This is a genomic window from Nocardia sp. NPDC004718, assembly GCF_053601535.1.
Genome location: NZ_JBSGCA010000056.1, coordinates 1 through 14,519 on the forward strand (window position 1 = coordinate 1; position 14,519 = coordinate 14,519).

Sequence of the window (14,519 nt, forward strand, 5' to 3'; positions counted from 1 at the left end):
TGGCCCCGGTACTCACGAACCCACTTCTGCTGCGGACCAATTCCCACCTCCACACCTCCACGATCGAGGTGTTGCAACGATCAGTTGAATCCGGCCAATACACCTCATGGTCGTTCAGTCGTCGCATTGACACGCGTGAACCGTGCTAGCGGATATCGGGGCGGGTGCGCCCGTAGTGCCTGCGGCTGTCACGAGGCAATCCATCCCCTGCGGTCATCGTGACAACACTCGGAGGGCGTAGACACCCCAGGTTCCCATTCACTCACTCCTTTGCCGGGTGGGGTCCCTGGGCGCCGCTCTCCGGACGTCTTCCGATGTGATTCACGTTCTCCACGCGGGCGATGGGCAGGTCCGCCTAAAACCTCACCCGCTGAGGGTGGGCCGTCACGCCGACGGGGCGCTCAAGTATTCCGAGATACCCTCTGGGACATGGCGTTCACCGTTTTCACAATGACTTCGACTACCAGCGCGGGCTTCAGTTCACCGATGAAGACGAGTTCTGCTGCGAAGACGGCGGATTCCTGGTCGCCAAGAGTTCTCTCGGTGTGCGGTACTACACCGAACCAATGGCAGGAAGCGCACTGGCGAGACCACCCGATCCACAAGCGTCCGATGATTGCGTTCGATAAGGCTCGTTCCCGCTGAACGGCAGACCCGACTACCCCGTCCGGTGGGGTCCACGCCCGAGATCAGGCGCGCCGAGTGTCCGGCCGCTAAACGATTTCGCGTTGAGGTAATGGCGGATGGTCTGCCAGGAGTACCCCGGCAGCTGGTGGCAGAGGTGGGCTAATACTGGTGCGATGCCGTTGTCTCGCAGGTTTTTCTGCACATCGATTGCCGATGTAGCCGATGCGGCACTGATGGCAAAGCAGGTAGCTGACCTTTCCGACCGGCCACCCATGCTGATCAGGGTCAACGTGATCGAGCGGGAGTCGGTCGCGGCGCCCTAGGTGATCGCGGGCCCGCAGGTGTTGCTGGCCAGCACGTTGACAGTGGCAGTTACTACTCGGGGCGGCTGGGGTTATCGACGTGTGGTGTTGGCTGTCGCGTTGCTTGCCGCGCGTTCGGCGACTTCGGCGGGGGCTGCGGCGATGACGTTGTCGAGCGCGGAGCGGGAGGTCTGTAAATCGATAATGGCTTTGGTGATCCGCTCGCGCTCTTTGGCCAGGTCAGCAAGGAGGTCGGAGCAGGTTGGCACCAGTCGCTCGCCTTCGTCACGCAGGCAGGGCAGGATTGTCGCGATGGTGGCGGTGTTCAGGCCGGCTGCGAGCAGGCTGCGGATGCGCCGCACGGCGTCCACGTCCGCCTCGCTGTATTCGCGGTAGCCGCTGGGCCGCCGTTCGGGCTGGAGCAGGTTCTGTTCTTCGTAGTAGCGCAGCAGCCGTTCGTGTACGCCGGTCTTGCGGGACAGCTCACCGATCCGCACGTCATCCTCCTCATGGATGCCTCGGGCGGGCAACGCCGCTTGACTCTCACACTAATGTGAGAGTCTAGCTTCGCTGGCATGGGTAAAAACGCTGCGTCGCTCGCGGCCTTATGCGTGAGCGTCTTCGTTGTCGGTACGTCGGAATACCTGGTCGCGGGCATGCTGCCCGAGGTCGGTACGGATCTTCAGGTACCGCAAAGCACTGCGGGGCAGGCGGTGACCGCCTACGCGCTCGGCGTGGTGATCGGCGGGCCCGCGGTGACCATGCTGACCGCGCGGCTGCCCCGCAAGCCCCTCGCACTCGGGCTGATGCTGGTGTTCGCCGCGGGCAGCGCACTCAGCGCCTTAGCCCCCTCGTTCACGGTGTTGCTGGCCGGGCGGGTGGTCTCCTCGCTCAGCCACGCCGCGTTCTTGGCGTTGGCGCTGGTGATGGCCACCAATGTGGTGCCAGAGCACAAGACTGGCTCGGTGATAGCCACTGTGGCCTCCGGGTTCACCGTCGCTACTTTGCTCGGGGTACCGCTGGGCTCGCTGCTGGGACACGTGGCTGGCTGGCGGGCTCCGTTCGCGGTGCTGACCGCGCTGACCTTCGCCGCCATCGTGCTGTTGGCGCTAGTACTGCCCAAGCAGCAGTCGCCCTCCGCCAGTCTGCGGGACGAGCTGCGCGTGGTTAGCCGCAAGCCGGTGCTGCTGGCTATCGCCACCACCGCAGTCGGCTTCTCCGGAGTCGCCGTCGTGTTCACCTACATCGCGCCCCTGCTCACACGCATCGTCGGATTCTCCCCGGCTGTCGTCTCCGCTCTCCTGTTCGCCTACGGCGCCGGCAGCTTTCTAGGCAACCTGGCCGCCGGCAAGCTGACCGACAGGTCGATGTCCGTCACTGTGCGTGGGGTGTTCGGCGGATTGACCGGCGTGCTGGTGGCCATGCCGTTCGCCGCCGCCTGGCAGCCCACCGCCGTACTTGCAGTTCTCGGCCTTGGCCTGCTGGCTACCGCTACCATCGCCCCGCTGCAGGGCCTGATCCTGCGCCATGCCGGCTCCGCCCCGACCCTGGCCGTCGCGGCCAACGTCGGCGCCTTCAACCTTGGCGCCGCCGGCGGCTCTGCCCTCGGCGGGGTCATCGTCGCCGCTGGTGCTCTGCGCTGGACCGGCCTGGCCGGGGCCGTGCTGAGCCTCAGCGGCCTGGCTCTGACCTACCTGGTTCTGCCACGAACCGGGACCGCGCAGCACACCGAAAATGCCCCAGTGGGCACTGCTGTTTGATCCCCGACCCCGCCATTCCCGGAAGGTCTCTCTTGACCATGCGCGCTGTCCGGATCGACCGACACGGCGGTCCCGACGTCCTGACTCTCCGCGCGGTTGCCGCACCCGACCCCGCCGGCGAAGTCCTCATCCGCACCGCGGCCAGCAGCCTGAACCCGGTGGACTGAAAGACCCGCGCCTGGGAGGTCGGGCCGCCGCTGCCGGGCACGCTTGGCTGGGACATCTCTGGCCGCGTCGTCGCGAGCAACGACCCCGCCCACGAGGTGGGCGCCCAAGTGATCGCCATGTCCGCGCAGATTGCCACCGGCCGCGGCACCTGGGCGGAGCTGGTCGCCCTGCCCGGACACCTGCCTCGTACCCACGCCGGCCACTGTGCCGTTGGCGGACGCGGCGGCCCTTCCGCTAGCCGGGACGACCGCCTTGCAGGCCCTGCGCGCCACGGAGTTGAGCGCCGACGAGCGCATTCTGGTCGTCGGCGCCGCCGGAGCGGTCGGCGGCATGGTTGTCCAACTCGCCCGCTTGGCTGGCGCCCACGTCGATGCCCTGGTCTCCCGGCCCGGTCATGACAGGCAGCGACGGAGCTGAGTGCGGAGCGGGCCTGGCACCGCCCGGACGACCTGCCCCGCGGCCGGTATGAGGTCGTCCTCGACACCGCAGGCACGGACGTGACTGCGGCCCTAGTCCCCGGAGGGCGCTTCGTCTCCATCGCCGACCATCCCCTGCCCGACGTGCCGGGCGCCCGCAAGAGCTACGTCCAGGAGAACGCCACCGACCTCGCCCACCTCGCCAAGCTCGTCGACACCGATGAGCTACGGCTGCGGATCGCTGCCCGCTTCCCGCTCGACGACATCCGCACCGCCCACGAGCGCTTCGAAGCCGGTGGCCTCCTCGGCAAGGTCTTCATCACCTTCTGAAGCACATCGCGTGCTTCGCCGACGGATAGGAAACGGCCGCGTTTATCCGAACGCGGCCAGGAACACCGACGCCCGAACAGGAGTGACCCGGACAGCTGACTGGCCGAATCGGGCTTCATGTACCGGGTGACACAAATCGTAACTGCCCCCGCATCGCAGGGTGCTGGCGCCGCGGCGAACACTACACTTTCCAGGATGTTGATAGCAGCCCGGTCACCCTCGAAGAGGGGGTCCTGCCGTCATCGCCCAGCGATATACCGTCCCCGCCGAAATCCGGGCCACGCGTCGCACGACCGGTCGCGCGGGTGCTGCGACCTCACCACGCATCGAGCCACACAACGCAGCAGCGAGAAGCCTCCAACCGAGTTGACATCCCGTTAGGAACTCGACGGCGCCCGCTACCGCGCCGACGCGTTCGCCCGGGCTCTGCTCGGATTCCGCCATCAGGGCATCACACCCCACCCGCCTCGCCACCATGGCAAGGTGGAGCGCTACAAGCGGATCATCGCCGAAGGTGCCTCGGTGACCGCGACCCCGAGCCGCCCGGCGAGATGGTCGTAGCAGGATCAGACCCGAGTTAAGCCGAACATACATGGACCGACACAATGGTGGTGACGTCAGTAGCCGACCGTATCGCCGACATGGTCGGTGTGACACCGGCACCCAACACCGACGGTCGGGTGCGCGGCAGGCTGCGCCGGATGACGGCCACTGTCCGTCACGCCCGTCGGTGAGCACGAGTCCAGCCGACATGCGTACTGGAGTTCAGTTACCGGGGAGCTGGACCAGGTCAGGTTGTTCGATCTCGGCAGGGTATCGATCACTCGATATCGCTACCGGAGCAACAGCATCCCCACCCCTTGGCCGGGCGCCGTGGCAGGTCCGACCCAACAACCTCGGCGAAACCGTCGAACGCACCATCGCTCGCCACCGCGCCCACCTGACCGCCGCCGAGCCCGACGAGCCGACAAACCTGCCCGACATCGCCGACGTCGCGGCCGATCTGCATCGCGGCCCGGTCGAACCGGCACGGCGGCAGGACCGCACAGCGGTCCGCACCCGTCAGCGCTACGCCGACATCCACGGATTGCTGGCCGAAGGCGAGACCATCCGCGGCATCGGCATCCGACTCGGGCTGGCCCGCGGCACGGTTCGGCGGTTCGCCCGCGCCGAGTCGCCAGAGGAGCTACTGGTCAACAACCGCACCGGATACAGAACCGGCCTGCTCGACGAGTTCAAGCCCTACCTGCATCAACGCTGGAACGAGGGCTGGCGCCAACGCCGCCAGGCTGTTCGAAGAGATCCGACTACGAGGTTACCGAGGTCGAACCGGCCTGGTCCGTGCTTACCTGCAGCGGTTCCGGACGACGGCACACACCCCGCCACCGAAACCGAAACCGCCGACAGCCCGCAAGGTCACCGCCTGGATCATGACCCACCCAGCCAACATCGACCGCAGCGATCAGCGTCAGCTCGACGCCATCCTGAAGACCAGTCCCGCACTCGAACCGCTCGCCGCCCAGTCCACACGCCTTCGCCACGATCGTGACCGAGCGTCGCGGCCGGGAACTCGAACAATGGATGACCAGCGTCGATGCCGACGACCACCCGGCCTTGCACTCTTTCGTCCGAGGCTTACGCAGCGATCAGGATGCGGTCACCGCTGGCTAACCACCCAATGGAGCAGTGGGACGGTCGAAGGGCACGTCAACCGGATCAAGATGCTGAAACGGCGGATGTTCGGGCGCGCGAAAGCAGACCTGCTTCGGAAGCGAATTCTGCTGAGCCACTGACGAATACGAGATACGGCTTCGCGAAATTGGGCCAGATCCAGATTTGGGTCGGCATTGACACCAGCGGTCGCTTACCTGCAACGCGCCGGGCAGGGCCCGGCGGATGGCCTCGGCGTAGGTCGCCGATCCGTCACGAACGACGATGTCCACGCCGGGATGCTCGCGCCACCACGCTTCGAGGGTTTCGGACTTACCATCGCCCAGAACATCGACCCGTTCGTGGGTGACCGCATCCATCACCGCCGTGCCGTAGCGATTTCGACGCCGCAGCGCGAAGTCGTCCACGCTGACTACCCGAGGAGTCGGCCGGTGTGCGAGCGGGATCCGCAGAAGTACCCGACGGCAGATCGGCGACGGTCCGACGGTGATAGCTGTGGAGCTTCGCCGACGCCGCGCCGCAGCGCGAGCACACCGCAGGACACGGCGCCGTCCTGGCCCGAACAACGACCCTCGACCCCTCATCGACAACGTCGTCGATCACCAGAGCTGACAAACCCGAGAACGCAGGTCCAACAGCAACATTCACCACACTCACCGAGGCATCGTCCCGTCAGACCATCACCTTGAGCCACCGGAAGTGAGCCAGAGTCGGAGTTCCAACAGTCCCGATGCCCGGGGTCGTCGGGTAGGAAAGTGAGGTCACCGGAGTCGATCACCTCGATCTGTTCGTTGGCCCACCTGATCTGGTGGTTGGTCGTTCACACTGCATGAAGGGCTCATGCGTCACAGCTGAAGGACGAACTCCGCATCAGCCCGGAAGGGAGATAGCCGCGGTCGTGAGCCGCACTGGTTCTGAGTGCTGTCGTGTCACTGGGCAGGACGGTTCGGTTACCCTTGCTCAGGGATGATCTCGCTGTGCTGGCCGGATGTACGAAGCCGCTTCGCGGCTGGGGCCAGGCTTCGGGATTCCGGAATCGTTGAGGCCGCCTCCGAGGGGTTTCGGTTTCTCAAGGGTGGTTGCATCCGGTGCGTCTCGGTTTCGTTTCCTGTAATGCTGTTTCGACGGTGAGCGGCGGCGGGACTTGGAGGTCGACACGGGCTCCCCTTGCAATGTGCGGCGATCATAGCGCGCTCGGTTGTTTGCCAGTGACATGTGTCGGTCACGGGAAGCCTCAGCGAAGGACTACTCCGCAGGCTATTCGCCTCAACGCGAAATTCCCGCGGTGGTTGCTCAGCATGTGCTATACCGTCGACAGAGTTTTCGATCTTGGTGGCACCGTCGGCGATGATTGCGGGGGCGGTGAACGCCCGGCCCCGGTAGAAACGAGGTCCGTAGGGCGTTGTTCGCGCATTCGGCCCTGCGTTTCCTGCCGTTGCGGCGCGGCGAGGATGGTCTCGGGTTCCGCGGCGTCGGCCTGGATGTAAGCGGTGCGGTAGCGGGCCTTGGTTATCGGGAGACGTACCCTAGGCGACGAGGCGGGCGGGGTGAGTGGCCACGACCTCGCCAGGATTGCTGGCGCGGGTCATCAGGCGGGCGATGGCGTCGGCCACCTGGTCGGGCTGCTCGAGAATCACCGAGTGCCCGGCACCCTCGACCATCACGAGGTGGGAGTACTCGACGGCCGCGGCCATCGCGACCGAATGCGACGGCGGTGTCATCAGGTCGCCGCAGCCGCATAGTACCAGCGTTGGGATCCGCGAGAGAACCACGAGCGCGTCGGTCCGGTCGTAGACCATGAATTCGCTCAGGAAACTCGCCATCGTGAGGATCGGCGTCTCGTTGCGCATCGCGTTGGCCAGCGCCAGCACCCGCGGACTGACCTTGCGATCGCCGAACTCGGCGGTACGGATGAAGGGGGCGAAGAGTTTGCAGGCCAGAGGTTTCGCGTGGTGCATCAGGCCCGGGGCGCGGCGGACGGCCTCCTGGAACGCGGAAACAACCGGGTTACGCAGGAGCCGGCCGAGGCCCGCGTCGGCGAGCCCACTCGCGGCGGTCGCCAGGAGCGCGACGCCCACGATACGAGCGCCGATCTCATGCGGGTGCCGTGCGGCGTAGGTCAGCACGGTCATGCCGCCCATCGAGTGGCCGACGAGGACGACCGGTCCGGTGGGGGCAACCGCGTCGAGAACGTCTTGCAGGTCGTGGCTGAGCTGCTCGAGGTTGTAGGTCTTGCGGGACGCCGCCGCGGAGTCGCCATGTCCGCGGTGGTCGTAGCAGACCACCCGAGCGTCCCGGTATCGGCGCAGTAGCGCGTCGCGGACGTAGGTCCAGGACTCGGTGCGCAGGCAATGGCCGTGCAGGAGGACGACGGTGAGGTCGGCATCGCGCGGACCGTACTCGCGAACCGCGAGAGCGACACCGTCCTCGGTCGAGACCGTGACACGCTGTTCCGCCACGCTGGGCATGGTGGTGGGGGTCGACATGAGCGGCTCCGGTTCGCTGACGGGAACGTATTGGACATTTGGCCTTGTTCGCCACGGGCAACAGGCCCCGAAAGCGAGGGCCATTTCCAAGCTGGGCCGATTACCACCTAGTGGCCATCAGAATGGATTTCTGGGTGGTGTGGGTGGAACCGGCTGCGCGGCCAGCTCCCTTGTCGCCCTGCTGACGTCGTTGTCGATGCCGGGTTCGATGCAGGCTGGTCACGGCCGTGGTAGCTCGAACCTACCTGTTTGATGTGAGCACTCACTTCAATTATTCACCTCCATAGTCTCATGTCAACCCCATCGCGACAAAGATCGGCTACTACTTAGCAAACACACTCCGGTACCCGGACCGGTCAGAATGCGCCCCATTCGCCACGAACGCCCAGGCCGCCGACCCCGGGCCGTGGGAGCAGCACCGCCACCAGCCGCCGTTACCTCACCAGCTGTCATGGCCTGACCTGCGCAGTCCTAATTTCGAACATGGAACCGATGGCAGGGGCAAGGCTTCCTCCACGTGAGGCGACCCGGCCCCAGTCGGCTGATCGGCGGTTTCCAGCGATCATCGCAACGGTGTGAGCTATCCGAAGGCTAGCGGTACTGGAAGATTTCGGCGGGTGCGCGGTCGCCTAGAACGACTCTGGGACGGCCTTTGAGTTCGCCCTCCCCTCGGGCCAGAACGGCCGGGTGTGCTGTGTGAAATCGGTGGCCTTCGCAAAGTCCTGGCGCAGAAGCTCGTTGATGCTTCTATGTCAAGCATCCGGTCTGCGCCGGGCGATGTGGTGGTGCCAGGAAGCCTAATCGGCGGCCATAGCCTGGTGAATGACGTCGATGAGATGACGTTGCAAGATCCCGGGGGCGGCCCGGGCACCTCTGCTGGGCTCGCGGCGAGCGAGGAGTTCCCGAGCGGGTGGGTGGAACCGTTTCTGCACGATGGCTGCTGTGTAGAGGACGCTGTTGAGCCGTCGATTGCCGCCTCCGTGCAGGCGGTGTCGTTCCTCGTCGGCAGAGTAGACCGGGATTGGTGCGCAGCCGGTGTAGCGGGCAAGTCTGGCCGAACTGGAGAACCGAGTGATATCTCCGATCTCGGAGATCAGCACCGCCGCCGAATGTGGGTGATCCCAAACATATCCAGCAGCGTTGGCGCCGGCGGCGCTACCAGGTTCTTTATCGTGGTGTCGAGGTCATGAATGCGCCGGTTGTAGTCGAGGACCTCGGCGATCATCTCGGCGAGCACGCGATGGACGTGACTGCCCAAGCCTGCTTTGTCCAGCCGCGTACTATCTCACCGCCGAACGTCTTCGGGTACACCATCTATCTATAGTGCCGCCACAGGTAGGCCCGACGTTCAAGGTGTGCTCGTCACTAGTTCCGAATCGGCGCAGCGAGAGTCACCCGATTGGATCGGTTGGATCGCGAGATCGTAGGCTGCACCCTCCACGCAGCCACCGGACACCGGACACCGACCCCACCGCGCCGTCGCCCCGTCACGCCATGGAAGCGCCGGGGTTTCTCGGTGCCGATCCGGAAGTGTTGACCACCTGCGCAGGGGCAAAGGGCCGACTCTGGATCTCGAGAATTCTCGCGATTTCGCACTGATTAAGCATTACCTGCCATCTTTTCCGCTGCGTCCGGCGTGCTCGTGTTGCAGAAGATAGTTCAGTGAATTCAAATTCGGCGATTGTTTGAAACCTAGAATGCTCCTACTGTCGTTTTGTTCAAAAAGTACCTGGGCATTCAACATTTGGACTCAGGTCGAGATATCATACGGAGTGCCCCTGGAGCGCTATGCCCGTTCAGGGGTGGACCGTAGTTTTTCTGCGGCATTGAGAGCGCTGGTTCGAATGCGTTCATATCCAGTACAGCGGCATAAATTGCCCGATAAGGCAGACTCCACATCTTCGACAGTGGGGTGAGAATTATCTCGCAAAAGGGCAACAGTGCAGAGGATCTGGCCAGCCATGCAGAAGCCGCATTGAAATCCGTTATTTTCCAAGAATGAGGCTTGGACGGGGTGTAGTTCGTCGGCGGATGATAATCCATCCAATGTAGTTATCTGGTGTCCATCCACTCGCTGGCCGGGGAAGATGCAGGACTTTATCGGCGTACCGTCCACGAGAACTGTACATGCCCCGCAATCACCGCTGCGACAACCGACCTTCACTGCGCAGGAGTGCCGTCGTAAGACATCAACTAGTGCCTCTCCGGGACCGATAGCCAGGTACTTCTCGACTCCATTAAGACTCACGACTATTGTGTCAACTTTGTGCAAGATCTTCCATCCTTTCGAGTGATTGCCGAATGGACCGCCTCACAATGACTGGGGTTACACGTCTGCGGTAGGCCGCAGTTGCGAGTGCATCGTCGTTCCATGTCGGTGCCGCGTCGTCGATAATGTGGCGCAATAGTGGAAGTGATGGTTCATGGAAGATTGTGAACGAGAATGGCTTGCCACTCGCTCCGCCGACTGTAACGCGACATTCGCGAGCGTACTTTGTCGCAAATGGATTGAGGACGGTCGAGGCAGCGGTAACTATCGGCCAACTACTCTCTGCAATTCTAAGTTTGCAATATCCGCTTGGAGCGGTGGCCCGTGTGGCAGGAATTCGAATCTCACACAGGATCATCGGCTCGTGTGTGATTGCGGTGGTAAACGCATCTTCAAAGAAAGTGTCCGCTGGCAGATGGCGTCGGCCGTGCACGCCGTCAACAACCATCGTCGCGTCCAGTGCGACGAGGACGCTCGGCATGTCTGATGAGGGGTTCGCGTAGCTGGCTGAGCCGCCTATGGTGCCCTGGGCCAAAATCTGAGGTCCGCCAGTAACCCCGGCCGCGGCAGTTCTTAGAAGAAATGGTAACTCTGTCGCGGCTACTATCTGTTGGTATGTGACAGCTGCGCCCAAGATCCAATGTCCAGTTGTATCTGTTCTGACCTGGGTAAGTTCTGGAATGCGGCTTACGTCGAGAAGGGCATCTGGCCGCAACTCTCCCGTCGACAGCTTTGGGATCACCATCGTGCCTCCGCCGACTATGACAGCGTCGGGATTGTCAGAGAGGACCGCGAGAGCATCGCTCAGGGTGGTTGGGTATGCATACAAATTCATGCTATTGTTTTTCTGCTGCGTGACTAGCGTCCAACAGGATCAATGCCCGTTCGGGTGTTACCGGCAGTTGCATGGCCGCGCCCGGTGCACCACCGACCGCATCTCGTACTGCGGCAGCGATTGCAGCAGCGGAGCCGCCTACTCCGCTTTCTCCCGCGCCCTTAGTACCCAGGATACTGAATGGCGACGGTGATTCCAAGACTCCGACGGCAATGGTTGGAACTTCACGAATTCTCGGTAGCATATACCGTTTGAAGTCGGTACTCACTGGCACGCCATAATCATTGTAACGCTCTTCTTCGAGAAGTGCCAATCCCAATCCCATTCCTACACATCCATGCAATTGACAGTTCGCAAGATCGTGATTGATGATTTTTCCGCTGTCGTGCACCACGGTCATGTGCTTGACGGAGGTAACTCCGGTGGCAGCATCGACCTCTACCACCGCCATATGTACAGAATAGGCGTAGGTCGGATACGTCTGCAGCCGACCAGCAGGATCAGGAATCGGTTGAGTATTACCCGGTCCGTAAGCGCGAGTGGCCTCTAGTTCAGCCGTGCCAATTCCGGGAATTGCTCTGCCCAGTGTGTAGTAGTCATGGACGAGCGCCGAGAAGGGAATAGCGTCGTGTGAGCGTCCTGGTGTCGAATACATTCCGTTGGAGGCGATGATCTCTGTTGGTTCGACGCCGAGTAAGGTCGCCGCAACGGCGTTCAACCGTTGCCGTAGGTCTCCGGCGGCTAGCCAGGCGGCAGTGCCTCCCGTCAAGACAGCTCGACTTGAGTAGCTTCCACCACCGAACGGCGTACGATCGGTGTCACCCTGAACTACACGAATTTGACCAATGGGGATCCCGAGCTGCTCTGCGACAAGTTGTGCAATTGCAGTCTCACTGCCCGTTCCGGGGCTGGTGACCCCGGTCAAGACCGTGGCGTGCCCGCTTGTGTCGAGGCGCACGGTGGTCGTTTCATAACCACGCGCCAGAGTGCCGCCGACATCTGTCCCTTCCGGCGTCAGTTCGAATCCTAAACCGATGCCGATTCGCAGTATTTCGGCTGAAGACTGGCGCTTTTGGCACTCCCGCCAGTGTCTGTATTCGCCCGCATCTAACGTTTTCTGTAATGCCTGAGGGTAGTCGCCGGAGTCGAGAGTCATCGAGACCGTTCGATGTGGAAGCCTATCTGGTGTGAGCAAATTATGTAGCCTGACCTCGGCTGGGTCGATATTTAGAACCCTGGCCACCTCGTCCATCACAGATTCTAATAATAGACAGGCGGCTTCTTTGCCGAAACCTCGCGCGGCATTCCAGGGTCCTTTATTCGTAGTGACGGCTCTCCATTCGACGCAGAAATTGCTTATGTCGTACGGGCCGGGAATTGCATTTGCCGCCACGCTGGGCATAAGCGCTCCTGGCGATGAGCTTAATGCTCCTATATTTCCGTCGATTGTTGCGTGGAGTGCTGTAACTTTGCCGGTGGGCTCGTATGCTGCGCAGAAGGTCATGTCATATTCTCGGGCGCCGACGAGCATCGCTTCGCGTCGATGTTCTACCCATCGAATGGCCTGGCCCAATCTCATAGACATGAGGCAAGTAAGATGCTCCTCGGGTAAACACGGAATCTTGAAACCGAATGCCCCGCCAAGCGGCGGTGTGATAACTCGTATATCGCTTTCAGCTATTTTCAACTGACGGGAAAGTTCTGCACGCAGCCAGTGGGGATTCTGACTAGTTGCGTGAAGTGTCAATCTATCGACCGAACGGTCCCAGTGCGCGAAGCAAGCTCTTGGCTCAAGCGGTACTGCACTGCTTCGGCCCAAATTTACTTGTCCTTTTACGATCGCTTCGCTAGCGGAGAGGATCGCATCCGCGTCGCCCTGGACGACGGATTCCTCCATCACCACATTCGATCGCAGCTGGGTGTGCAACGCACTAGCATCGGGGTGGGTTGCCTGCTCGATCGTCAAGAGTGGGGCCTCTGTATCATAGGTGACGTCGACAACTTCTGTAGCGTGCTTTGCTTGTTTCGGAGTATGCGCCACGACGAGTGCTACCGGCTCACCCCAGTAACTCACAGTACTAGTTGTGAGACAGGGCAGCTGGATAGGACCGTCGAGGCCGGTCAAATTTGGCGGCGGCCACCCGAAGCGAGGGCCAATCAGTGACTGGGCCTCTTTGCCCTCTAGCGCAGCCACAACGCCCGGCATCGAAAGAGCTCGAGTGAAGTCGATGTTTCTTATTTTGCCGCGCGCGATAGTGCTTCTCACAAAATCAATGTGAAGGCTGTCCGCTGGCCCTAGGTCATCGGTGTAGGAAACTCGACCTTCAACGAAGCGATGGCCGTCCACGCGGCGATACGACCCAGGTTCGACCGCTGACGTGGTATTGTTGTGAGTGCTCACATTATCAGTCTGCGACTTGGATCGCACCTGTGTCAACCATCCGGCGGCGCGACACAGTGCACCGCAAGATCTGCGACAAGGCTGCGACGAGGTGATGGGGGTGCATTATTTTCGCTGTCGATCGGCGTGAGCCCCGCTACGCCGTTGCCGCGCAGAGTGAGATCTCTGTCAGATGTCGCTCCGGGCAACGGTTTTGGTTCGTGCGCGACTCGCGATGTCATGCGGTTGAGAGGAGAAGAGTGTCCAGACGCGAACGAATCCTGCGAGCGACCTCGGATATCATTCGGCGTGAGGGCTTGACCGCGCTCACTACTAAAAAAGTGGCTACGGAAGCGGGTTGTGCCGAAGGTACGATCTTCAACCACTTCGGTGACAAGGGCGGACTGCTGGCAGCCGTTCTGGCTTCAAGCCTTCCCGAGGTACAGTCTCTTTACGAGTCGGCCGATGCTGCTCGGCAACTGGGACTGACTGAAGCGCTGACATCTGTCATCCTGCGTTTGATAGATTTCTATCGGGCCAGCTACCCACTTGTGGCTTCTGCGCTGGCTGAGCGTGCTCTTTTCGAGCGATATGCTGCTGCGCATCGAAAGAACGGTACCGGCCCTCGTCAGGCCTGGACTGTGGTTAGAGAGTTACTTCATCGTTACCTCGAAGAGGGGGTATTGAGACAGGACGTCGATGTCGACATGTTGGCGCTGCAAATTGTCGGCGCATGTCAGAATGCCGTCTGGATCGAGCTCGTGAATGGCCCCGAAGTTATCGGGGTCTCGGGTGAAGAGTTCGCCAAACGTCTCGCCGCAGCTGTTGCTAGCCAGGCGCTATGAGCCCGTATCGTCTACGCATTTAGTACTTCAACGGCACTCGGTTCGGTAGCGTGCTGGTGTGGTTGTATTTTATTGCAGCGGAGCTGAATTCGTTGTATGCCCGGATCGGTGGCTGGTTCACCCGGTCGAGGCTGCGGGGCTGAGCCCGACAGTACGTGACCAGGCTGGTCGCGGGCCCCGAGCGCAACAACGGAAGGACGCTGGCCTAGGACGCTGGCCAGGTGAGCCCGGACGGGATGCAGCGGCTGCTGCGGCGAGCCGATTCGGACATCGAAGGCGTATGCGACGACATGCGTGCCTACGTTATCGAGCGGCTCAGTGACCCAGATTCGGTGCTGATCGCCGATGACACCGGGTTCCTGAAGAAGGCGTCCCCTTGGCCGGGGTGCAACGCCAGTACTCCGGCACGGCCGGTCTTTCCCGTAAATTA

Annotated in this window: 13 protein-coding genes and 2 pseudogenes; 4 read left to right on the forward strand and 11 right to left on the reverse strand. The window is 62.2% G+C overall.

The window, feature by feature from the left end; genetic code table 11:
* Nucleotides 1-1,021 precede the first annotated feature (1,021 nt).
* Nucleotides 1,022-1,426: a MerR family transcriptional regulator gene (locus tag ACWEH3_RS30100; RefSeq protein ID WP_450023281.1), complete on the reverse strand. Its 405-nt coding sequence runs from the start codon at nucleotides 1,424-1,426 to the stop codon at nucleotides 1,022-1,024.
* Nucleotides 1,427-1,504: 78 nt separating this feature from the next.
* On the opposite strand from ACWEH3_RS30100, the gene ACWEH3_RS30105 reads away from it, so the two are divergent.
* Nucleotides 1,505-2,689, forward strand: coding sequence for an MFS transporter (locus ACWEH3_RS30105; protein ID WP_450023279.1), 1,185 nt, complete (start codon nucleotides 1,505-1,507; stop codon nucleotides 2,687-2,689).
* A gap of 402 nt (nucleotides 2,690-3,091) precedes the next feature.
* On the opposite strand, the gene ACWEH3_RS30110 is transcribed toward ACWEH3_RS30105, so the two are convergent.
* Nucleotides 3,092-3,253: a hypothetical protein gene (locus ACWEH3_RS30110; RefSeq protein ID WP_450023275.1), complete on the reverse strand. Its 162-nt coding sequence runs from the start codon at nucleotides 3,251-3,253 to the stop codon at nucleotides 3,092-3,094.
* 53 nt (nucleotides 3,254-3,306) lie between these two features.
* Here ACWEH3_RS30110 and ACWEH3_RS30115 point away from each other — a divergent pair, with 53 nt between their 5' ends.
* A complete protein-coding gene (locus tag ACWEH3_RS30115; RefSeq protein ID WP_452358433.1) occupies nucleotides 3,307-3,603 on the forward strand; it encodes a zinc-binding dehydrogenase in 297 nt (98 codons plus the stop codon).
* A gap of 820 nt (nucleotides 3,604-4,423) precedes the next feature.
* On the opposite strand, the gene ACWEH3_RS30120 is transcribed toward ACWEH3_RS30115, so the two are convergent.
* From ACWEH3_RS30120 to ACWEH3_RS30160, 9 genes and pseudogenes are all read right to left on the reverse strand, one after another.
* Nucleotides 4,424-4,612 (reverse strand): hypothetical protein, encoded by a 189-nt coding sequence (locus tag ACWEH3_RS30120; RefSeq protein WP_450023273.1) that lies wholly within the window; start codon nucleotides 4,610-4,612, stop codon nucleotides 4,424-4,426.
* 844 nt (nucleotides 4,613-5,456) lie between these two features.
* A pseudogene (locus ACWEH3_RS30125) lies at nucleotides 5,457-5,931 on the reverse strand (transposase); the annotation flags it as partial.
* A gap of 869 nt (nucleotides 5,932-6,800) precedes the next feature.
* Nucleotides 6,801-7,760 carry an alpha/beta fold hydrolase gene (locus tag ACWEH3_RS30130; protein ID WP_450023271.1) on the reverse strand — a complete coding sequence of 320 codons (960 nt, stop codon included), beginning with the start codon at nucleotides 7,758-7,760 and terminating at the stop codon, nucleotides 6,801-6,803.
* Between the two features lie 797 nt (nucleotides 7,761-8,557).
* Nucleotides 8,558-8,860, reverse strand: coding sequence for a transposase (locus ACWEH3_RS30135; RefSeq protein WP_450023269.1), 303 nt, complete (start codon nucleotides 8,858-8,860; stop codon nucleotides 8,558-8,560).
* Nucleotides 8,854-8,997 carry a hypothetical protein gene (locus tag ACWEH3_RS30140; protein WP_450023267.1) on the reverse strand — a complete coding sequence of 48 codons (144 nt, stop codon included), beginning with the start codon at nucleotides 8,995-8,997 and terminating at the stop codon, nucleotides 8,854-8,856. Before ACWEH3_RS30140 ends, ACWEH3_RS30135 begins: the two co-directional genes overlap by 7 nt.
* Nucleotides 8,998-9,247: 250 nt before the next feature.
* A complete protein-coding gene (locus ACWEH3_RS30145) occupies nucleotides 9,248-9,367 on the reverse strand; it encodes an XdhC family protein (RefSeq protein ID WP_450023265.1) in 120 nt (39 codons plus the stop codon).
* 179 nt (nucleotides 9,368-9,546) lie between these two features.
* Nucleotides 9,547-10,008 carry a (2Fe-2S)-binding protein gene (locus ACWEH3_RS30150; RefSeq protein ID WP_450023287.1) on the reverse strand — a complete coding sequence of 154 codons (462 nt, stop codon included), beginning with the start codon at nucleotides 10,006-10,008 and terminating at the stop codon, nucleotides 9,547-9,549.
* Nucleotides 10,009-10,018: 10 nt separating this feature from the next.
* A complete protein-coding gene (locus ACWEH3_RS30155; protein WP_450023263.1) occupies nucleotides 10,019-10,864 on the reverse strand; it encodes an FAD binding domain-containing protein in 846 nt (281 codons plus the stop codon).
* A gap of 1 nt (nucleotide 10,865) precedes the next feature.
* A complete protein-coding gene (locus ACWEH3_RS30160) occupies nucleotides 10,866-13,265 on the reverse strand; it encodes a xanthine dehydrogenase family protein molybdopterin-binding subunit (protein WP_450023261.1) in 2,400 nt (799 codons plus the stop codon).
* A gap of 239 nt (nucleotides 13,266-13,504) precedes the next feature.
* On the opposite strand from ACWEH3_RS30160, the gene ACWEH3_RS30165 reads away from it, so the two are divergent.
* A complete protein-coding gene (locus ACWEH3_RS30165) occupies nucleotides 13,505-14,089 on the forward strand; it encodes a TetR/AcrR family transcriptional regulator (protein WP_452358429.1) in 585 nt (194 codons plus the stop codon).
* A gap of 56 nt (nucleotides 14,090-14,145) precedes the next feature.
* Nucleotides 14,146-14,504, forward strand: a pseudogene (locus tag ACWEH3_RS30170) (transposase); the annotation flags it as partial.
* Between the last annotated feature and the right edge of the window lie 15 nt (nucleotides 14,505-14,519).

Excerpts from the sequence above, each read along its gene's own strand:
- ACWEH3_RS30120 (WP_450023273.1), bottom strand. The coding sequence starts at position 4,612 with ATGCAGATCGGCCGCGACGTCGGCGATGTCGGGCAGGTTTGTCGGCTC.
- ACWEH3_RS30145 (WP_450023265.1), bottom strand. The coding sequence starts at position 9,367 with ATGCTTAATCAGTGCGAAATCGCGAGAATTCTCGAGATCCAGAGTCGG.
- ACWEH3_RS30105 (WP_450023279.1), top strand. The coding sequence starts at position 1,505 with ATGGGTAAAAACGCTGCGTCGCTCGCGGCCTTATGCGTGAGCGTCTTC.
- ACWEH3_RS30110 (WP_450023275.1), bottom strand. The coding sequence starts at position 3,253 with ATGACCGGGCCGGGAGACCAGGGCATCGACGTGGGCGCCAGCCAAGCG.
- ACWEH3_RS30130 (WP_450023271.1), bottom strand. The coding sequence starts at position 7,760 with ATGTCGACCCCCACCACCATGCCCAGCGTGGCGGAACAGCGTGTCACG.
- ACWEH3_RS30155 (WP_450023263.1), bottom strand. The coding sequence starts at position 10,864 with ATGAATTTGTATGCATACCCAACCACCCTGAGCGATGCTCTCGCGGTC.